Consider the following 19,465-nt stretch of genomic DNA (forward strand, 5'->3'; position numbering starts at 1 on the left):
CTACAGTTAGTGGATTCATGACGAACCGTAAACTATAAACCAAACCAGTTCAACTTAACTTGCGGTCTTTCCAGACATACCCTTTTCCCTGGGCAGCTAACCCGAAGAAAATAACGTACAATGGGTAAATCAATTGCGTCAGCGGAATAACCCTGACTGATATTTTTTTTTGTAAAAAAACAAGAATCTGTCGTAAAAACAAAAACTCAGGTACTGCTTTTAATCCTACAACTACAAGAGCCGTATTTCCGTTTAAAAATCCAGCTAACCAGCCCACTATGGCTACCACAGGAACGCTATTACTTAGAAAAACGAAAATGGCCAGCAACGAAGGCAGATAACTCTCGTAGGCACGCCATTTGCTCGCCCATCGTTTCCGCTGATTATAAAATGCCCGCAACGACCGGTGGGGTTGTGTGCGAACAATAGCCTCTTCACTTTTCAAAAACCGAACGCCATCCGGATAGCGGGCAGCAATCTTATGCATCAGAAACTCATCATCGCCGGAGGCCAGATGATCAACACCTGCAAAACCACCTACTTCGGTAAATATTTCCTTTACGTAACACAGATTGGCTCCGTTGCACATGGTCGGAAAACCCAGCGATAGGGTGCAGGCTCCGGTTCCAATTAGGCTCGAAAACTCTACGGTTTGTAAGGAGTCAAAAATGCCTTGTTCGGTTGTAAAGGTTACCGGTCCCGAAATCAATCGAGCGCCAGTTTGCTGATAAAAAGAGGCTATTGCCTTCAACCAATTAGGACCAACCCGGCAATCGCCATCTGTTGTAACAATCAGATCACCTGCCGCCAGCCTGATACTTTGCGTAATGGCTCGTTTTTTGGGAGATGCCGTTTTCTCATTGGCTAAAGCAAGTGGCCGCAGAGTAAAAGAGGCTCGCTGAGCATATTGCTGGACAATTGAGAGTGTCGCATCGGTCGATGAATCATCAGCAACAATCACCTCAAAGTGCCGGTATGATTGCCAGTTAAGATCGGCAAGCAGATTTTCAATATGCTTCGCTTCGTTACGAACTGGAATGACGACAGTTATAAAAGGCAGCGTTGTGGCGTCTGTTTCTATAGGTTGAGGTAGAACACTCGGAATTCGTAACCAGGCAACCCATAGCGTAAGCGTAAATAACGCATAGAGTAGACTAACTGTAAGTAAAAAGAATGTCATTAACGTTACCTATGTAATGGATAATGTACAATGCATAATTACCGATAGCCAGCATTATCCATTATTCATTGTAAATTATCCATTGTTCATTGATTTCCGTACCGGCTAATTTTCAGTTTCCACACCCAGATCAAGCCCACTAATACGGGCGTCAGAATATTTACCAACCAGAGTGCTAGCGTTGCTGTGAGTAATACAGGGGCTGTTACCACACCACTTGCTTGTCCGAAGGGAGAAAAAACCCATAATGCAGCAGCTTCCCGAACACCCAAATCACTCAGTAAATTAAAGGCAGGCGTAACTGTTTTCACCAGAAATACCAATCCAATGCCTGAAGCAGCTACGGGGATGGGTAATACAATGCCCACCAGTTGCAAGGCGCAGTAAAACTGCATCGAAAAAATGACATATCGCAAGGAGGCCATGCCTAGGGCTAATCCAATCTCGGCGTTTGTGTATAGGCCAGCCACCTTCCAATAGGTCGCAAAGCGCGCTAACGAACGTCGCGACGAAAGCCATTGAACCAGTCGGCGACGCACTAATCCAAAACCGACCCCGCCGAACGATAGTATACTCAGGCCAATGAGTAAGCTTTTTCCCGATGGCGTATTTCGTTCAGGTACGATTTCCAGATGTTGCGCCCAGGCTAGTGTTCCGAATACCAGGGCTACGTAAAATTGCATCCCCCCAGATACCAATGACGCCCCGATTGCCTCGGCCCGATGGGTACGCACGGATAATACACGTCCAGCCGTATCGCCTAATTGTGCGGGCAAGGCAAAGCCTAAAGAAACACCCGTCAGGACTCCCTGATAAGCCTGCCAAAAGGACGTTTTTTCAACGCGGTGGAGCAAAATCTGCCATTTGATCGCTTCAAATCCCCAGTTTATAGGCGTCAAAAAGAGTAACCCGAGCACCCATTGTTCGGGATGGCCAACCGTTCGGAATTGCGTTTTTACTAGTTCCCAATTGAAGGGTTGCTGCCGAACAACATGAGCGATGTAGGCCAGTAGCCCCGAAAAAACGACAACTTTAGCCCAAAAGACGATTTTTTTATTCGGTTTCAGCGACAATACGTAGGAGAACACGTTACTTTGTACAAGAGCCCAACGCCCAGTTCATGATTACAGCACCGATTTCATCTACCCTTACCAAAGAAAAAATTATTCTCGGTGTCGATCCAGGAACCCAAGTTGCTGGTTACGGCATCATTTCGGTAAAAGCGGGCGTCATGCACATGATGCAGTATGGCGTGGTTCAATTGACCAAATATAGTACATACCAGTTGAAGCTTCAGAAACTGTACGAAACCATTCTCCGGTTGGTCGACGAATACCACCCCGACGAGATGGCCATTGAAGATCCATTTTTCGGGAAAAATGTGCAGGCTATGCTTAAACTTGGGCGAGCACAGGGCGTTGTGATGGCCGCTGCCTTGTCCCGCAATATCCCAATTGTTGAGTATGCTCCCCGCCGAATTAAGCAGTCGGTAACGGGTAATGGAAATGCCTCTAAAGATCAGGTATCACAAATGGTCAGTCATTTGCTGAAAGAAAACCTGGACCCTCAATTCTTCGACGCTACTGATGCACTGGCCATTGCCATTTGCCATCATTTTCACGAAAATGCTTTGCCTGTGGCTCCCGGTAAAAAAACGAAAAAAGGTGCCTGGGGTGCCTTCGTCAGCGAGAATTCAGAGCGCATATTGTAAATACCTAAAAATATATTGTGTTATTTATAGACAAAATATAATCTCATAAAATACATATTTATGGAAACGACTTTCACTATTCGTAAAGACGAGTTAGATAGCGAGTTTTTGGACTCAATTAAGAGACTCTTTAAAAATGCCCGTGAATTGCAAATTACAATCACTTCTACAACTGATTTCAATTTAACTCAACCCGAAACAGCTGCAGAATATATCACGCGCGTGGAAAATGCAGCCCAAAATCTCGAAGCTGGACGCAATCGGGTCGTCATGACAGACGAGCAGTTTGATGATTTCTCACTCAATTTACTTAAATGAGAAATATTGGCAGTAATGTGTTGAGTAAAAATAAACCATCCGACTTCTGCCAGACCCATTTTAACTAGCCCGATGAGAAACATTATTTTTGAACAAGACCCGTTTGATGATTATGCAGACTGGGCGATTTACAATAAATCTATTTTTAAGCGCATATATTAAATTATTCGTGATATTCGACGCCATCCATTTGAAGGGATTGGTAAACCAGAACCACTAAAAGGAAATCTATCTGGTTGGTGGTCTCGAAGAATTACAGATGAGCATAGGCTTATCTACAAAATCGATCAAAACGGAGATATTTTAATTAGTTCGGTTAAAGGCCATTATGGCGATAAGTAATTTGATCGTAAATCTCTCTCGCTAAAAATACCTCATTATTCCATCTATTCACCGACACATTTTGCCTGCTGGCCACAATTCTGGCTACAGACCAACCGAGTTAGCCGATTGAGGAGTAATTTCCCTGCATGAATAATCGGCTTTCGACCATCGCCATTCATGTCCTTGGTTGCCTCACCTTTCTGGCCTTACCCTATATTTTTGCGTCGAATGGATTGGCGAAGCTGGCCGAACTCCCTCGAAATCCGCATGAGCAACGCAACCTGGTTTCGTATGTACTAACGATTGCTTTTTTCTATGCGAACTACTACATCCTGATTCCAAAGCTGTTTTTTCACCGAAGCTATGTTCTCTACGCATTAGCTTCATTAGGCTGCTTTTTGTTGATTGAAAGTGCGCTTGTCGTGATCAACAAACAAGGATTGGGTTCATCTGTCCGACAACCAGAACCTCCTCCTGGCGAACGTATGGAACGCCGACCTCCCCCACCCTTCCCTCATGGTGATCGCCCCCCTTTCCCGCCAGAGGGGTTTCCAAATCCAGGTCCTGAACGATCCAATTTACCTTCGGAGCTTAGTCAGACGTTTTTTCTGACGTTGGTTGGCTTTCTGCTGGCGCTGGCTATCCGCGTGAATAATCGATGGCGGGAAACCGAACAGGAAAAAATTCAGACCGAACTTTCTTACCTCAAAGCGCAGATTAACCCCCACTTTCTGTTCAATACGCTCAACAGCATTTATTCGTTGGCCATTGTCGAATCGCCCCCAACGGCCGATGCCATTGTTAAACTATCTTCGTTTTTACGATACGTGATTCAAGAATCCCAGAAAAATCTGGTTTCACTCCGAAACGAGCTAGATTATATTGATCAATATATTGCCCTCCAAAAGCTGCGGCTAGGCGATACTGCACAGATTAATTTTACAATTGAAGGTCATGCCAATGATAAGCAGATTGTGCCCCTGCTCCTGATTTCGTTCATCGAAAACGCATTCAAATACGGTGTCAGTCCGGAAGAGCCATCAACTATTGACATTTCGATTTTCCTTAAAGGCGACGAACTTCATTGTTTCGTAGCCAATAAGAAAGTACGTGTTTTTCAGCCAACGGCGGTTGCTAGTGGCATTGGGCTGGCCAATACGCAGGCTCGTTTACAAATCCTCTACCCCGAGCGACATCACCTGATTATCAATGACAAACCGGACCGTTTTACAATCGATTTATCCATTACCCTCTCATGATACGTGCCATTGCCCTGGACGACGAACCGCCCGCTTTACGGGTGCTCACCCACTTCTGCCAGCAAGTAGACTTTATCGATCTGCAAAAAACCTTTACGCGTACCAATGAAGCCTTGCGGTATATCGAGCAATTTCCCGTCGATCTACTGTTTCTAGACATCAACATGCCGTCGATGTCGGGCATTGACTTTTACAAGACTATTGGTTCGGCTTCGGGAGATCGGTCGTCACTCACTATACCGGCCAATCGCATGGTTATTTTCACTACGGCCTACGCGGAATATGCTGTAGAAGGCTTCACACTGAATGCGATCGATTATCTGTTAAAGCCCTTTACGTTCGAACGTTTTTTACAGGCCACGAATAAAGCCGCTGATTTCTACCGCTGGCAGCAACATTCCGATAAGGTCAACGAAGCCTACATTTACGTCCGGGCCGATTACACCCTACACAAGATTTTACTGGCCGATATTTTATTCATTGAAGGTTTAGACGATTATTTAAAAATCCACTTTCAATCCGAAAAGGGTGCCACGAACAGACCTATTGTTGCTCGAATGACCATGAAAGCGATGCTGGAACGGCTCCCCAGCGATCGGTTCAGCCGGGTTCATCGTTCCTATATCGTTCCCTTACAACGCATAGAAGCTGTGCGAAATAAAACTATTTTACTGGAAGGCCGGGAGATTCCGATTGGTGCCAGCTATGAAACCGACTTACTAAACCGGCTCGGACAATAAACCTTTTGTTTACCGACACAAATGGACTGTTTACCGCAAACCCCACGAACAGAGCAACATTAAAGAGAATCGCTGCGTACTAGCTGGTATAAATCAACTTCCTATTTAATCCTACAGTATGGAACGCAAAGAGTTTTTGAAACGTGGTTTTGGTAGTTTATTAGGCATCGCTGCCGTTGCACCGCTTGTTGGAAGCTGCTCATCCTCAACCATTGATCCGGCGTCGACCACAACAACGAGTTCGAGTACCAGCACATCAACAGGCTCGACCAATGGGAGTTCATCAAGCAATTGTAGCGTTACACCTACCGAAACCGAAGGGCCTTTCCCCACTAAAGTTCCTGCTAATTTCGTCCGAAAAGATATCACGGATGGGCGAACAGGCGTAGCGTTTACCATGAATATCACGATCAAAAACGCGAATAATAGCTGTGCTGCTTTGGCTGGCGCGCTAGTTGACGTCTGGCATTGCGATAAAGACGGCTATTATTCGGAATACGGTGGAACGGGGATGCAAAGCGTTAATTTTACGACTGTCGACTTCCTGCGTGGCCGACAAACAACCGATAGCAATGGGTTAGTCTCGTTCACGTCTATTTTCCCAGGATGGTATGCGGGTCGGGCTCCGCACGTTCACGTACATATTTATAACTCAGCCGGAAAGTCGTTGCTCGTGACACAGATTGCGTTCCCCTACGACATTACAACCATTGTTTATACAACCGCTCAGTCATATGGGTACACGAAAGGCGTTCAGGATACCAAGAACGAATCGGACAACGTATTTTCGGATGGCTTTACAACCGAATTAGCGACCGTTTCGGGAAGTATATCGGGTGGGTATACACTTACCCATACGATTGTAGTAAGCGCTTAAATGATCTACGAATTGCGCGGTACGACACACACTCTTATATCATAAAATGTTTTTTGACAGGATTAACAGGATTTCCAGGATTTATTTTGTCAATAACTCAGCAAATCCTGTTAATCCTGTCAAAAAAAGAACTTGTCTTACAATTCACTTTTATGAGTAAAGGGATCATTCGTCTGAGTTATCGGAAAATTATCGATGTTACGTCTCAGAAGCCCTGGGATAAATTCGTTTTTGAGGATACCTACATGGAGTTTTACATGCAGGCACAGTATTATAACCAGGAAGCTAAATACAGCACTTTTCAGGAGTTACTTGATCATGTTCCCAACGCCGATAAACTCCATCAGTTGACCAGTAGAGCGGCTATTGGGTATATCCGGCAGTTGAATCAGATCATCCCTGACATTGCAAACAGTTCCGGAAAACTGTGTCTTCCCTTTACGCAATTCAAGTTTGAGATTATCCAGTCGCATGTTCAGACGAAAGATGCACACAGAATAGCCATTGTATTTTACAGCGAACCGCTCACCTGGATCGACACCGTTCATGATCGGTTACTCATTGCTTACGGGGATCAACGGGAAGCATTACAAGCCGGCAGCGACGTAGAAACACACTTCGTTGCGCTACAACCGTATCTGAGCATTTCGTCGTATCAACAGGCCAACTTAGCCAATTAAGCTTCTATGGATAACCAAACACAGGCTCAGCTATACCTGGCCGATCAGCGAGGTTGCTCCCAAATCGAGCATTTTCGAAGTTTTCACGGATTTAATTTTGGTAGTTATGTGAGCGAACACAGAGAACCGTTTGGCGCCCTGAAACTCCTAAACGACGATACGTTAAAGGCTGGCAGTACTATTGGTATGCAGGTTGAAGAAAACACAACCGTCATGCTGCTTCCGGTGGTTGGTGGTCTTGAATACAAAAGCAGTCTGGCGACTGGATTTCTGGAAGCGGGGCAGGTTCAGATTTTGTCGCTGGCGGCTGGTATGAGATACGAGGTCAGCAATCCATACGAAACGGAGCTTATTAATTTTATACAGATCTGGCTAACAGACAAATCCAACGAGTTTATGCCCACTAGCCACCAAACAAATTTTGACCTGACCAACAAAAACCAGCTCCTTCCTCTAGTGGCCATTAATACCGACGATCAGGCTAACCATTGCCAGCATTTTGGGTCTATTGGCAGCTATACTGGCCGGGAAGAAGCCGTTTATCAGACAAGAAAAGCGGAAAATGGCGTCTTCGTGTTTGTTTTAAACGGTGCATTCGAAGTACAAAATCGGCTTCTTCATGAACGCGACGGACTCGCGTTATCGTCTATACGAAACGGTGAAGTTGATTTTGAGGCTTTATCCAATGAAGCCCTCCTCTTATTATTGGAAGTCCCGATGAATAGCAGAATTAGAGGCACTTACAGCCGATAACTCATGTAGCATTGTACGCCTGAAGTTGTTCGGAAAATCGACAAAACGCAGGTTGATGAGGTGGCTTCTCCATCATTGATAGCAGGTTTCCAGTTTAATTTTTCGGGAGTCCACTCGGGCATATTTCGAATTACCTGCTGGACATAACTGCCAACAGCGGGCACCTGCGACTCATAATAGGGAGCGGTATAAACAGAGACGCTAACCCGAATAACCTGACCTATTTCATTGATTGTCAGCGAAGCATTAACTCGTCTTACCCGCTCTCCATCCAGTACGGTTGCCAATTTTTGGCCCAAGTAGTTCTGTAAATCTTTGGGTTTACCCAAAAACTTCGCTGGTTGGTAAAACGGTTCGCATTGTTGCTCTACGCCATCCAGCGTATAACACTTACTCTTGGTAAGGCGCCCACTCTTATAAAACTCTTTGCGCTTAATAGTGCCATCTTCATAAAAAGCCATGAAGGGCCCATTTAGCACATCCTCCTTATATTCACAGTTTATGTATAACTGGCCGGAAGGATACATAATTTTGGTAGGCCCGTGATGAATTATCCGGCTTATACTATCCAGCTGAAAGCCGTTAGCGAGCGTTTTGGGCAATAAAGTGTAGGAATCGGTTCGGAATAGTATGCCATTTTTCCGGTAAATCCGAACAGTAAAGTACTGGTTATGTTTTCCAAAGTACAAGATTTCTTCATTGTAGTCAGCAAACTCATGACGAACTGAATAAGCGAGTCCAGTATGAACAGAATCTGCCTGTGCCCATACCGATTGGCCTGCGAACCAAAACATCAGGAAGCTTAGGCCATTGAGCCAATACTTCTCGTTGAGCATAATCCTCATTTCACAACTATATAAGCTTTACGCAATGACAACTGATCAGTGCCTAAGATAGTTATTCTTCCAATAGTGCACCATTAACTTTCCATTATGGCCGTCTACCAACGCACCCTTCACTTACCCGCTTACGCTCGTGGCTTTCATCTGATCACCCGACTTATTGAGCGGGAATTTACTGATCTTCAACGGATTCGGGTTGGCCTGTTGCATGTGTTTATTCAACATACATCAGCTAGTTTGACCATTAACGAAAATGCGGACCCAACCGTTCGGGGTGACTTTGAGCGTTTTTTCAATAAGGCCGTCCCTGAAAATGAACCTTACTTTCAGCATGATTACGAAGGCTCCGACGATATGCCTGCCCATCTAAAAGCCGCCATGCTTGGCCATTCGGTAACCATTCCAATTACAAACGGGCGACTAAATTTAGGTACATGGCAGGGTATTTATCTGGGCGAGCACCGCAATGATGGCGGCCGACGAACGCTGGTCATGACGGCTTGGGGAGAATAGAAAATGGCGAATGTTTTTTTGTAAAACCATTCGCCATTTTCTATGTATATCTATTAATCAATCGCTAAGTTGAGAGTTATGCGTTTAGTAGCCTTCATAATCAAAAGTTAACGTCTCAACTACATTACCACCGGTAGTCGTGATACGCTTGGTTGGTAAATTGTTAGCATTGTACGTGTACGAATAGAAGGTCGTAGTACTACCTGTTACGGCCGAGGTTATATTATTCTGACTCAGATTCAACGAGTTATCAATTCCACCGTAATAAGTGTAAAAGGGGCCAAGTACTCCCGATCCTGTAAAAGGAAGAAATACACCTGGGGCAGGAATGACAAATACGCCATAAAACGGATTTATTTTATCGTCGAATGTATAGTTGGTGTTTACCGATCTACCATACACTGGCGGGAAAGTCGATGGCTCACCTATACGTCTTACCGTAAATTTTTCAGAGGACGAGGTCAGGTTACTTCCTGTAAAGGTAAACGAACCACCTCCGCTGGACACCAGACCGCCTACTGCAATTGCTTTAGTATAGGTTGAGACCTGATTAGCGGCATTATATTGAAGGCCGATAATATAGGTGGATGGTGAGTTCAGCAATTCCGACAGTTGCCCGGCTGAATTGTACGAAAACATGTAAGTTTCAGTAGTTGATCCACGCCTAACTACCGAGTGTACTGCCTGCGTAAGCCGACTTTGACCATCATATTGGAAAACTGTGTTCTCTACAGAAGTTGTACTACTATCAGGAGCCTGGTATCCAATAATCAGACTAAGACGTCCTTGTGCATCGTATTTAAATGCACTCACCTTAGCTGTATTATTACCTCCATCCTGAGTTATCGTTTTTATCCGAAGTCGACTATCTCCGGGTGCAATTGCTGGAGTTAGATGATCCTTACACCCAAAAAAGCCCACAAAAAGGAGCAGCACACACAAGCTTTGCAGTAAACGTGTAGTATTCATAGGATTATAGTGATAAACTAGTATGGTTCAAGTTATACACTTAATGCTACATCAACTAAACCACTGTTTATCAATGCTATAAAACGGTACCGCTCAGTTGATTTAGACTATGCTAATCTGCGGTGAAGGTATTTAATTTCTAATCAATTTCAATATTTTATTGGACAAAATACAGATCAAGCACGCAAGATATGTAATAACAACCATAACGAGTCGCAACTTAATGGAGTAGCTGCCACACTCCCTCTGTGCTAGTTACGGGCAGCTGGCAGGCACGGTTGTAGCAGACATAAATCGCCGTTTCCCCGTTTATCAGATCTCGTTGTTCTAATAAAGGCAGATTACTTTTTTCTGATGTACCACTTAGGACTTTGTTCGGGTAAAACTCCGCATCAAGTTCGGCTCTAAACTGATCTGCTTTGGGGCCAACAATCGCAATTTCAGCAGTAGGTCGTGAACGCAGGGCAAACTGAGCAGCCCAGTTGGTGAGGTAATCGGCATTTTGTTGCACAAGCGGTTGCATCCGTCCTAACATCTGATCGGCCCGTTCGGCATATTCAGGCCGATCGAGTAACAGGCTTAGCGTATACAGGTTTTCGGCCATCATTGAGTTGGATGATGGTATGACATTGTCGAACAACTCTTTTCGACGGGCAATCAGTTCTTCTCCATTTTTGTCGGTAAAGAAAAAAAGGACTTCCGGCCCAGTTAGCTCATCGACAGATGTGTCGCTAAAGTTAGCTAATACGTATTTCGTTAGCTGATCAGCTTCGGAAAGCCAGCTCTCGGTAAAGGTAGCCTGATAGAGGGCCAGTAATCCATCGATGACCGCAGCGTAGTCGTCCAGGAAACCAGCCTGACGGGCACGGCCCAATTTGTAGGTATGCCAAAGCCGTCCATTTCGACTATCCTGCATCTTTTTCAATAAAAAGTAAGCCAGCCGAAGGGCGAGCGTCAAAAATTCCGGCTCACCAAAAACACGGTAAGCGGTTGCTAACCCTTTTAGCATCAGCCCATTCCACGAACACAGAATTTTGTCGTCCAGCCCAGGTCGTATGCGCGTATCTCGCACTTGCAGTAGTCGGATATGTGTGGCATCCAGCCGAACGTTCAGGTCGGCTAACGACCATCCCATACGCTCAGCAAACGCTTCGTCCGACTTAGTCCGGTGCAGAATATTCGTATGTTCCCAGTTCCCGTTGTCGTTTATGCTGTATAATTCTGCGAACCAGTCATAATCTGGCCCTAGTATTTCCTTTAACTCCGGCGTGGTAAAGGTGTAAAATTTACCCTCTACTCCTTCACTATCGGCATCCAAAGCCGAATAGAAACCGCCTTCCGGGCTAAGCAACTCCCGTTGTGCAAAGCCAATGGTCTGATAAACCACATGTTTATAGAGTGGGCTTTTCGTTAAGCTATACGCTTCAGAATATAAAGAAAGGAGCTGACCGTTGTCGTACAACATCTTTTCAAAGTGGGGCGCCAACCAGTCGCCATCTGTCGAATAACGGGCAACCCCCCCCCCAAGCTGATCATAAATACCACCTAAGGCCATCCGATCAAGTGTCAGTTTCACCTGATAAAGAGCTGCCTCATTGCCGGTCGCCTTATAATAGCGTAACAGGAATCGCCAGATACTTGGCATCGGGAACTTCGGTGCCCGACGCATACCTCCTTTTTCATCATCCGCTTTCACCGCCACTTTCCGATACAGCACATCGATCGTTTCGGAGGCAAACAAAGGATCATTTTGGGTCAGTCCATAGCGCTCGGCATCGGTCAGGTTCAGCTCTCGGGCAAAGCCCTCTGCTGACTGCGTTAAATCCTGCCGATGTTCCGCAAAAGCAGACCGAATACTATCGAGTAAATTGACCCAATTCTTTTTGGGTAGATAGGTCAATCCGTAAAAGGGCTTGGCATCTGGCATTAGAAAGACGTTAAGTGGCCAACCACCTTGCACGCCCATTGCCTGCACCGCATCCATATAGATAGCGTCAACATCCGGTCGTTCTTCCCGGTCAACTTTAATGCAGACGAAATTCTGATTCATTACCTCGGCCACATCTTCTTTCTCAAAGGACTCCCGCTCCATCACATGACACCAATGGCAAGCCGAATAGCCGATGCTAACCAGAATCGGCTTGTCTTCGGCAATGGCTTTATTGAGTGCTTCTTCGCCCCAGGGGTACCAGTCAACTGGGTTTTCGGCGTGCTGAAGTAAATAAGGGCTTGTTTCGTATTGGAGTTGATTGGGCATAATCAGTAAGTAGTCAATAGTCGTCAGGCAACAGTCAGAAATGGTCAGGCTTCGTTAAACCCTAGTCCTGCTTTAATCGGAGCTAGTGCTTGACCAACTAGATTCTAGGGATTCTATAGATTCTTTCGATTCTATCATCTTTGATTATTAGTACAATAGGACCAAAAGAATCTATAGAATCCCTAGAATCTAGTTTGCCAAAGTACTAGTGTTAAGAAATAGTCAAGACTGGTAGCTATCGATTTATAATTATTTTTTTCGTCTGACTTCCGATTTCGTTTTGAATCCGGAGAACATATAATCCGGCAGGCAAAGCAGCTACGTCAATAACCTCCTTAACACTGTTAACCCCTCTCCTAACGACGGACTGGCCAGTTGTGTTTAATAAAATCAGGTCGGTAGCAACCGTAGGCAGGCTTCCAAACGACACCGTTAAGGTAGTTTGGGCCGGGTTTGGGGACACCCTAAGGTCGGCAAATGCAGGTTCTATTCCTGTTACTGTCCCTATATCAAATCGGCATAGGTACACTTCCGTACCGGTTAATTCAATAACGCGCTGCCAGGATTTGTAACGAACTGTCAGGCTGGTTTTCGCGCCATCGGACGCATACGGGTTTTGCGCAGCAATCAGGATTTTAGTATCCTTCACGACACCTCGCCAAACGGGCAGTTGCTTATCCATCAGGTCTCGTGCGGGTGTTTCAATTACCAGCTCATACGGCCCCTGAAACATATCGGCAAAGCGAGACAGGCGATAGAGTCCGTGCGTAAAATGCTCGTAAGCTGCGTAGATATCCGTACGTGTTGATGCCAGTGTCGGGTTTTCCCAGAGCCACAAGCCCGCTGCGCCTGAAAAGAAGGGAAAAATAGCGGTCGCTTCGGCCATGAACGGCTGAATGAAGTTTAGGGCACTGCTTGAGCCATCATCGTGATACCGCATCCAGACCCAGGGCACGACGGGCTTTGTACTCCAGGCCCGGTTTACTTCAACCTGAAACAATAGATAGGCCAGGTAATCTTTCGCCAACGGATTCGGGTAGTCGTAATAGTAATAAGCCGAGGGCGACAAAGCGTCGAGTTGGTCATAATAAGGACCTCCAATACCACGCCCAAGTGAATCCTGCACCATGTAATTGGTTCGACTTAAGTTAGTCGTCCAATCGGTCCAGGTGAAGGTGGGGACATTCAGGTACGTGTTTAAGCTTAAGACGGGGGTATCGGCATAACTGCTCACACTAACTCCCGAAAGATCGGCGTGTTGGCGTACATACCGCACGCCTTCGGTGTAGAGATTACGCATCGCTTTTTTATAAGCCGCCACAAAGTCAGCATCAGACAGGTTACGATAGGCTTCAGGAACCCGCGAATCGGTTTTAATTTTCAGGATTCGGGTATCAGTTTCCTGAAAACGTTCAATATCTAAAGCCAATCGATTTAAAGGAAGAACGTACATACCAGCCGCATTTTTCTGCCCACCTGCCAGATCCGACAAAAAACGATCCCATTTGGCCCGATAGGCAGTCAAATCATTCGACCAGGGGCTTTCGATCGTCTCCCACGGCTGACCTAATCCGTCTGCAAATCCGTAATACACCAAGGCTCGTTGCTTCGCCTGTACCAGTGAACCGTACTCGCTATCTTTAATATCCACCAAATGGCTAAATCCATGTCGTAGCGGGCTTGCCTGTACATCGGTAAAGCGAGGACCTCCGTATATGACCGGAAATGGCAGCGTAAAATCGGGAAACTTACTCCACTCAATCTGGTTAGGTTGGCTAACCGGTGTGAAGCTGAGCGGAGCAGCACACTCCTGGGCGTTGGCCGTTGAGCAAAAACGTAGCCAACATCCAATAAGCCAGACAAAAATGCCAAATGAGACGCGCATGGATTGAAATTTCGCCAAAACTAGTGAATTTTAGGGGCGTAAAATGACCCGGTTGCTAAACGAATTGGCAAACACCGCTCGTTATTTCGTTAAATAGGTCTACTAAAACGACTTTATCTCGTTATGAATACACTCCGATTTTTGATGGTATGTACCATGCTGTTGCTTACACTGACCCACTGCTCTACCGATAGCAACAACCCCACTCCTACCCAATCCTCACAAACCGACTTACTGGTTGCCAACAACTGGCGCACCGTTCAGGTATCAACTCCCGATGGGCAGGCCATTAACAAAAGTCGCCTAAACCTGGCTACTCAGGTACTCTATGACCTCAATATGCAGTTTCGAAACGATGGTACTGTACGAGCGCTTGATCCAAAGCAATCCAATTCGGTTGTCAATGGCGGCACCTGGAAATTAGCGGCTGACAACTTATCGATCGATGTAGATGTATCGGGCTTTAAAGGTAACTTCCCCATTGTTCAATTGACCAAGAGCAAGCTTATCCTTCGCCAGCGGGCTCCAGTCGATGGAAAAGACGCCGATATCAATCTGGAGTTCGATCCTACGTTATAAGTACTCGCCACATTAGCGGCAAAACAGACCGACAACCATAAGCGAGAATTGTCAACCTAAAAATTTACGTTTATACTCTATCGTTAACTCCAAATAGGCATTAATCGAAATCAATATAATTCCTTTACAATGCACCTCTTTTAAGAAATTAAGGGAGGTGCATTTTCTTTTATACCCTGTTTTTCATTGATCGTAAGATGAATCCTCTCTAGCCCACAAAACTGTTCAGATTCGCGTCCAACTATATTGTCCAACTCGACTGAATTTACCTATTCCTTTGGCAAAATAGATTCTAAATGTTTTTATAGATCCTTTCGGTTCTATTGTACTGATAATCAGAAATGTAGAATCAACCGCGCGGGCGGCCCCGAGAATCTATAGAATCTAAATTGGACGAGTACTAATCTTGATTCGGGTTGCCAGTGACTATGCGGCCAAACAACGTCTAAGAGCTACTATACCGTAGAGCGCAGCGCAAGTTTATTATTAAATACACAATTATTCATAGATAGATATTTATTGGTATAAATTTTGCTAAAAATAGCTTATTAACTATCAAAATCTCTTTTCTCAAACTGGCTGTTTGACGTATTTTTTACGGATAATTAGCCAAACAGAATGAGCCTGATTTAGTCTGCCCAAGTCTTGTCTTAGGACGGCATAAAATCTCGGTTTTTTGACCTGTTTATGGATTTCTACCACAATAGAATAGTACCCTATTTGAACGGTTGGACTAGTCTTAGTCTACCAGCTCTTCGTGTTGTCAGAATGCTCACCCTCTGGGGATTTTTAGTGCATTTGATAGGCTGTGTATCGTCTAAGCAAGTTGTCTATTTTCAAGACAATGTCGGGACACGAGGTAGTGTCCAACTAGCGGACGCTTACATACCACAAATACAACCAGGCGATGTTTTATCTATTCAAGTCAGTAGCCTTAACCCAGAGGCTAGTGTCTACTTTAATCCATATACACCTACCAGCGCAGCTAGTGTACGCACCCAGCAACAGACCAATACTAGTGGTTTACCCGAAATGGCTGGCTATCTGGTAACTCCATCAGGCGAAATTGAATTACCTCTTGTTGGCCGTCTTACTGTTTCCAACCTGACTATAAGCGAATGTAATGCGCTGATTAAAAAGAAGTTGATCCCTTTTCTGAAAGAACCAACCGTTAATATCAGAAATCTGAACTTTCGTATTTCGGTACTTGGGGAGGTAAATCGACCCGCTCTTTTCACGATTCCCAATGATCAGGTCACCTTAATTGAAGCGATAGGTCTGGCAGGAGATGCTACTATTTATGGGCGTCGGGACAATGTACTAGTTATTCGGGAAGAGAGTGGAAAAAAGACGTTTACCCGAATCGATTTAACGCAGCGCGATCTCTTCCGCTCCCCTTATTACTATTTGCACCCTAATGATATTGTGTATGTCGAGCCGGGCAAAGCGCGCGTAGCCAATGCCGACCGCTTTTACCTGATTGTCCCAACTGTCCTCAGTGCCTTGTCGTTCATCGCCATTTTACTCACTCGAAGTTAAGTCAATGCACTCGCGCTATGTCTAATACATCTACTTATTCTTATGTGCCTTACCAGGTAATGGATGCCGATAGCAACTTTCGAGCCACGTTGCTTCGTTATGCCCGCCACTGGTATTGGTTTTTACTAACGAGTGGGCTGATGTTAGTAGCCGCTTATTTTTTCTTACAGTTTAAGCAGCCTATCTATCTCAGCCAGAGCAGTTTGTTAATCAAGGACGAGAAGAAAGGGCTCGATTCAGATAATATTCTGAAAGACCTTGAGATTTTCGCACCAAAAAAAATAGTCGAGAACGAAATTGAAGTGTTCAAATCGCACACCCTGATGAATCAGGTTGTGCGAGAACTAGGACTCGACGTAACCTATTATCACGATACGCCTTACGGTCGGCGGGAAATATTCCAGCAGGCTCCTATTCGGCTTATTATTGAACAACCCACCAGCGCTCTTTATCAGAAAAAGCCATTTACGGTTCAGTTTATCGACGCCAATTCTATTAAAGTCGATGGTAAACTGTATTTTCTTAATACCAGTATACAAACGCCTATGGGGCGCCTGCGATTCTTTCCCAGGCAGGCCGTTTCTGCTACGACTAAGCCATTGCTCATTCAGGTGTCACCTCGCAACCAGACCGCGAATAATTTTCTGCGCGTATTAAAAGCAGAGCCCACCAGTAAGGCATCTACTGTAATTATGCTATCCATTGAAACGGGCGTCCCCGACAAAGGAGAAGCGATTCTGAACCGGCTGATTGATTTATACACGAAGGCCTCTGTACTGGATAAGAATCGAGTTGCCTCAAATACGCTAAATTTTATCGACGATCGATTGCAACTGGTATCAGGTGAATTACAGACGGTTGAAAAGGGAGTTGAAAACTACAAGTCATCGGAGGGAATTACTGATTTAGGCATTCAGGCGAAAGGGTTCCTGGAAAGCGCACAGCAAAACGATACTGAACTGAACCAGGTAACTATTCAACTCAATGCGCTGGACGACATTCAGCAGTATGTTAACAGTCAGCCTTCTAACCGGAGTGGTACACCCGCAACCATCGGTTTAAATGACCCCACCTTGCTGGGCCTGGTCGAAATGTTCATGAAACTGGAAGCACAGCGCGATCAGTTACTGCGGACCACATCTGAACAAAACCCACTGCTGCAAACGGTTACTAGTCAGCTCCGAACGGTTAAATCCAATATTTCAGAAAATATTGGCACGATGCGGGAAATTCTGTCAGGAACCCGGCAGCAATATCTAGCGAATAACCGAAAAATAGAGAGTGTCATTAAAACGATTCCAGCCAAAGAACGTATTCTGTTGAACATTACCCGGCAGCAGGCCATCAAGAACGACCTGTATACCTATTTGCTCCGAAAGCGGGAAGAAACGGCCGTTTCATACGCATCGGCTATCTCGGACTCCCGCGTAATTGATGCCGCACTTACGGACGAAAAGCCAATTAAGCCAAACCAACCGTTATTTTATCTGCTGTTTGCTCTGGCAGGTCTGGCGCTACCAGCTGTTTTTCTAGCCGTATATGATCTAGCCAATAATCGGGTTATGCATCGCTCCGATGTCGAAGAAGGTACGCACGTCCCTATCCTGGGCGAGATTATAAAGAAAAAGCAGACTGAAGCCGTTGTAGTTGCGAACCGAAGTAACACCGTCATTGCGGAACAGATCCGCATGCTACGGACTAATCTAAACTATCTGCGCAGCAATCAGGACAGTAGCCAGGTTCTATTGTTCACGTCCAGCATTGAGGGAGAAGGGAAATCTTTTATATCGTTGAACCTGGGCGCTAGCCTGGCTTTGGTTGGGATGCGAACGGTAATTCTGGAAATGGATCTTCGGAAACCCCGGCTTCGTCAACAGCTTAATTTACCCGATGCACCCGGCCTAAGCGAGTACCTTTCGGGCGAAACAACGCTAGCCCAGGTTGTTTCGGCATTACCGGATAAACCGAACTATTTCATCATTACCAGTGGTGCTTTGCCACCCAATCCATCAGAAATTCTGGCGGGAGCACGGCTACAACAGCTCATTCTTGAGCTTCGAAAACACTTTGATTATATTCTGATCGATGCCCCGCCAGTTGGCCTGGTCACCGACGCGCAACTGATTGCCAATCATGCCGATGCCACTCTTTACATCGTCCGCCATGACGTAACACCCAAAAACTGCCTGAAAATGCTGGAGTCCCTTTATCGGGAGAAGCGGTTCAATAAACTCAATGTTATACTCAACGCTGTTCAAAACGATGCCTCTAGCTATTACAGCTATGGTAGCTACAAAAGCAAGTTGTATCAGGACAAAAAAGCCCTGAAAAAGAAGACGTTTCTCAGTCGATTCAACCTAAACTAAAACCGGCAACTATGGTCTCCGAGGCAGTTAAATCCCAGGAGGTTGAGCAACGTAAAGCACAGCTTCTGGCAACGTATTTGGTTCGTTATTCTACGAAACGGGTATTCGACCTGGTAATGAGTAGTCTGATTACTATCCTTTTTTTAAGCTGGTTAATTCCACTTATCGGAATAGCTATTGTGCTTACGTCGCCTGGACCAGTCATTTTTGTACAACTTCGCTCCGGTCGAAATGGGCAGCCGTTCCGATGCTTCAAATTCCGAACGATGTATACATCGAAAGATGCTTTTTTGCCAGCAGCAAAAAATGACCCTCGCGTAACACCACTTGGGCGCATTCTTCGTCGGACAAATTTGGATGAACTACCGCAATTTTTAAACGTGTTGATGGGCGATATGAGCTTGGTTGGGCCACGTCCTCACCCTCTGAATCTTGACGCCGAATATTGGTATGCATTACCCAATTATCCCCTTCGTTACGGCATTCGCCCTGGTATTACGGGCTTAGCACAAATACGAGGTTGCCGGGGTAGTATTAGTTACAACCTGATGATGAAACACCGGGTTGGCTACGATCTATTCTATATTCAGAAAGCGTCATTTATGCTTGACACATTCATTTGCCTACGAACACTGGTAGCCATGTTCTCTAGTAATACCGATGCTTTTTAACC

At 45.4% G+C, this 19,465-nt stretch carries 19 protein-coding genes; 13 read left to right on the forward strand and 6 right to left on the reverse strand.

Annotated features, from left to right (window positions below; all coding sequences use genetic code 11):
- Window positions 1-49: 49 nt before the first annotated feature.
- Both ACYVGR_RS28150 and ACYVGR_RS28155 read right to left on the reverse strand, forming a co-directional pair.
- Entirely contained in the window at window positions 50-1,180 is a 1,131-nt protein-coding gene (locus ACYVGR_RS28150; RefSeq protein WP_460963110.1) for a glycosyltransferase family 2 protein, read from the reverse strand.
- An 86-nt stretch (window positions 1,181-1,266) separates the two neighbouring features.
- Complete coding sequence (locus ACYVGR_RS28155) at window positions 1,267-2,253, reverse strand: lysylphosphatidylglycerol synthase domain-containing protein (protein WP_460963240.1); 987 nt, start codon at window positions 2,251-2,253, stop codon at window positions 1,267-1,269.
- 47 nt (window positions 2,254-2,300) lie between these two features.
- On the opposite strand from ACYVGR_RS28155, the gene ruvC reads away from it, so the two are divergent.
- The 8 genes from ruvC to ACYVGR_RS28195 all read left to right on the forward strand — a co-directional run bounded on the left by ruvC (window position 2,301) and on the right by ACYVGR_RS28195 (window position 7,842).
- Complete coding sequence (gene ruvC, locus ACYVGR_RS28160; RefSeq protein ID WP_460963112.1) at window positions 2,301-2,891, forward strand: crossover junction endodeoxyribonuclease RuvC; 591 nt, start codon at window positions 2,301-2,303, stop codon at window positions 2,889-2,891.
- 60 nt (window positions 2,892-2,951) lie between these two features.
- Window positions 2,952-3,209, forward strand: coding sequence for a hypothetical protein (locus ACYVGR_RS28165; protein WP_460963114.1), 258 nt, complete (start codon window positions 2,952-2,954; stop codon window positions 3,207-3,209).
- A gap of 174 nt (window positions 3,210-3,383) precedes the next feature.
- A complete protein-coding gene (locus ACYVGR_RS28170; protein WP_460963242.1) occupies window positions 3,384-3,551 on the forward strand; it encodes a Txe/YoeB family addiction module toxin in 168 nt (55 codons plus the stop codon).
- 128 nt (window positions 3,552-3,679) lie between these two features.
- On the forward strand, window positions 3,680-4,792 hold the full coding sequence (locus tag ACYVGR_RS28175; RefSeq protein WP_460963116.1) for a histidine kinase: 1,113 nt from the start codon (window positions 3,680-3,682) through the stop codon (window positions 4,790-4,792).
- Window positions 4,789-5,532: a LytR/AlgR family response regulator transcription factor gene (locus ACYVGR_RS28180; RefSeq protein WP_460963118.1), complete on the forward strand. Its 744-nt coding sequence runs from the start codon at window positions 4,789-4,791 to the stop codon at window positions 5,530-5,532. The genes ACYVGR_RS28175 and ACYVGR_RS28180 overlap by 4 nt, the downstream gene beginning before the upstream one ends.
- Before the next feature lie 118 nt (window positions 5,533-5,650).
- The gene (locus tag ACYVGR_RS28185; RefSeq protein ID WP_460963120.1) at window positions 5,651-6,409 is read left to right on the forward strand and encodes a dioxygenase family protein; all 759 of its coding nucleotides are present in this window, start codon (window positions 5,651-5,653) and stop codon (window positions 6,407-6,409) included.
- A 152-nt stretch (window positions 6,410-6,561) separates the two neighbouring features.
- Window positions 6,562-7,089 carry a hypothetical protein gene (locus ACYVGR_RS28190; RefSeq protein WP_460963122.1) on the forward strand — a complete coding sequence of 176 codons (528 nt, stop codon included), beginning with the start codon at window positions 6,562-6,564 and terminating at the stop codon, window positions 7,087-7,089.
- Between the two features lie 6 nt (window positions 7,090-7,095).
- Window positions 7,096-7,842, forward strand: a complete 747-nt coding sequence (locus ACYVGR_RS28195; protein WP_460963124.1) for a pirin family protein — start codon at window positions 7,096-7,098, stop codon at window positions 7,840-7,842.
- Here the strand turns inward: ACYVGR_RS28195 and ACYVGR_RS28200 are convergent.
- Entirely contained in the window at window positions 7,830-8,687 is an 858-nt protein-coding gene (locus ACYVGR_RS28200; RefSeq protein WP_460963126.1) for a toxin-antitoxin system YwqK family antitoxin, read from the reverse strand. The genes ACYVGR_RS28195 and ACYVGR_RS28200 overlap by 13 nt on opposite strands.
- A gap of 87 nt (window positions 8,688-8,774) precedes the next feature.
- On the opposite strand from ACYVGR_RS28200, the gene ACYVGR_RS28205 reads away from it, so the two are divergent.
- Window positions 8,775-9,197, forward strand: coding sequence for a secondary thiamine-phosphate synthase enzyme YjbQ (locus ACYVGR_RS28205; protein WP_460963128.1), 423 nt, complete (start codon window positions 8,775-8,777; stop codon window positions 9,195-9,197).
- An 84-nt stretch (window positions 9,198-9,281) separates the two neighbouring features.
- Here ACYVGR_RS28205 and ACYVGR_RS28210 read toward each other — a convergent pair whose 3' ends face one another.
- The 3 genes from ACYVGR_RS28210 to ACYVGR_RS28220 all read right to left on the reverse strand — a co-directional run bounded on the left by ACYVGR_RS28210 (window position 9,282) and on the right by ACYVGR_RS28220 (window position 14,308).
- Window positions 9,282-10,166 (reverse strand): hypothetical protein, encoded by an 885-nt coding sequence (locus ACYVGR_RS28210; RefSeq protein ID WP_460963130.1) that lies wholly within the window; start codon window positions 10,164-10,166, stop codon window positions 9,282-9,284.
- Window positions 10,167-10,386: 220 nt separating this feature from the next.
- Window positions 10,387-12,423 carry a thioredoxin domain-containing protein gene (locus tag ACYVGR_RS28215; RefSeq protein WP_460963132.1) on the reverse strand — a complete coding sequence of 679 codons (2,037 nt, stop codon included), beginning with the start codon at window positions 12,421-12,423 and terminating at the stop codon, window positions 10,387-10,389.
- Between the two features lie 235 nt (window positions 12,424-12,658).
- The gene (locus ACYVGR_RS28220) at window positions 12,659-14,308 is read right to left on the reverse strand and encodes a T9SS type A sorting domain-containing protein (RefSeq protein WP_460963134.1); all 1,650 of its coding nucleotides are present in this window, start codon (window positions 14,306-14,308) and stop codon (window positions 12,659-12,661) included.
- A 123-nt stretch (window positions 14,309-14,431) separates the two neighbouring features.
- Between ACYVGR_RS28220 and ACYVGR_RS28225 the strand changes: the two genes are divergently transcribed.
- The 4 genes from ACYVGR_RS28225 to ACYVGR_RS28240 all read left to right on the forward strand — a co-directional run bounded on the left by ACYVGR_RS28225 (window position 14,432) and on the right by ACYVGR_RS28240 (window position 19,463).
- Window positions 14,432-14,887 carry a hypothetical protein gene (locus ACYVGR_RS28225; protein WP_460963136.1) on the forward strand — a complete coding sequence of 152 codons (456 nt, stop codon included), beginning with the start codon at window positions 14,432-14,434 and terminating at the stop codon, window positions 14,885-14,887.
- 768 nt (window positions 14,888-15,655) lie between these two features.
- The gene (locus ACYVGR_RS28230; RefSeq protein ID WP_460963138.1) at window positions 15,656-16,426 is read left to right on the forward strand and encodes a polysaccharide biosynthesis/export family protein; all 771 of its coding nucleotides are present in this window, start codon (window positions 15,656-15,658) and stop codon (window positions 16,424-16,426) included.
- 17 nt (window positions 16,427-16,443) lie between these two features.
- Window positions 16,444-18,792 carry a GumC family protein gene (locus tag ACYVGR_RS28235; protein WP_460963140.1) on the forward strand — a complete coding sequence of 783 codons (2,349 nt, stop codon included), beginning with the start codon at window positions 16,444-16,446 and terminating at the stop codon, window positions 18,790-18,792.
- Between the two features lie 11 nt (window positions 18,793-18,803).
- Window positions 18,804-19,463 (forward strand): sugar transferase, encoded by a 660-nt coding sequence (locus ACYVGR_RS28240; protein WP_460963142.1) that lies wholly within the window; start codon window positions 18,804-18,806, stop codon window positions 19,461-19,463.
- The last annotated feature ends 2 nt before the right edge of the window (window positions 19,464-19,465 follow it).

The organism is Spirosoma litoris (assembly GCF_054776755.1).

Coding starts and splice junctions, on each gene's coding strand:
- ACYVGR_RS28150 (WP_460963110.1), bottom strand. CDS start 1,180: ATGACATTCTTTTTACTTACAGTTAGTCTACTCTATGCGTTATTTACG.
- ruvC (WP_460963112.1), top strand. CDS start 2,301: ATGATTACAGCACCGATTTCATCTACCCTTACCAAAGAAAAAATTATT.
- ACYVGR_RS28165 (WP_460963114.1), top strand. CDS start 2,952: ATGGAAACGACTTTCACTATTCGTAAAGACGAGTTAGATAGCGAGTTT.
- ACYVGR_RS28175 (WP_460963116.1), top strand. CDS start 3,680: ATGAATAATCGGCTTTCGACCATCGCCATTCATGTCCTTGGTTGCCTC.
- ACYVGR_RS28180 (WP_460963118.1), top strand. CDS start 4,789: ATGATACGTGCCATTGCCCTGGACGACGAACCGCCCGCTTTACGGGTG.
- ACYVGR_RS28185 (WP_460963120.1), top strand. CDS start 5,651: ATGGAACGCAAAGAGTTTTTGAAACGTGGTTTTGGTAGTTTATTAGGC.
- ACYVGR_RS28190 (WP_460963122.1), top strand. CDS start 6,562: ATGAGTAAAGGGATCATTCGTCTGAGTTATCGGAAAATTATCGATGTT.
- ACYVGR_RS28195 (WP_460963124.1), top strand. CDS start 7,096: ATGGATAACCAAACACAGGCTCAGCTATACCTGGCCGATCAGCGAGGT.
- ACYVGR_RS28200 (WP_460963126.1), bottom strand. CDS start 8,687: ATGAGGATTATGCTCAACGAGAAGTATTGGCTCAATGGCCTAAGCTTC.
- ACYVGR_RS28205 (WP_460963128.1), top strand. CDS start 8,775: ATGGCCGTCTACCAACGCACCCTTCACTTACCCGCTTACGCTCGTGGC.
- ACYVGR_RS28210 (WP_460963130.1), bottom strand. CDS start 10,166: ATGAATACTACACGTTTACTGCAAAGCTTGTGTGTGCTGCTCCTTTTT.
- ACYVGR_RS28215 (WP_460963132.1), bottom strand. CDS start 12,423: ATGCCCAATCAACTCCAATACGAAACAAGCCCTTATTTACTTCAGCAC.
- ACYVGR_RS28220 (WP_460963134.1), bottom strand. CDS start 14,308: ATGCGCGTCTCATTTGGCATTTTTGTCTGGCTTATTGGATGTTGGCTA.
- ACYVGR_RS28225 (WP_460963136.1), top strand. CDS start 14,432: ATGAATACACTCCGATTTTTGATGGTATGTACCATGCTGTTGCTTACA.
- ACYVGR_RS28230 (WP_460963138.1), top strand. CDS start 15,656: ATGCTCACCCTCTGGGGATTTTTAGTGCATTTGATAGGCTGTGTATCG.
- ACYVGR_RS28235 (WP_460963140.1), top strand. CDS start 16,444: ATGTCTAATACATCTACTTATTCTTATGTGCCTTACCAGGTAATGGAT.
- ACYVGR_RS28240 (WP_460963142.1), top strand. CDS start 18,804: ATGGTCTCCGAGGCAGTTAAATCCCAGGAGGTTGAGCAACGTAAAGCA.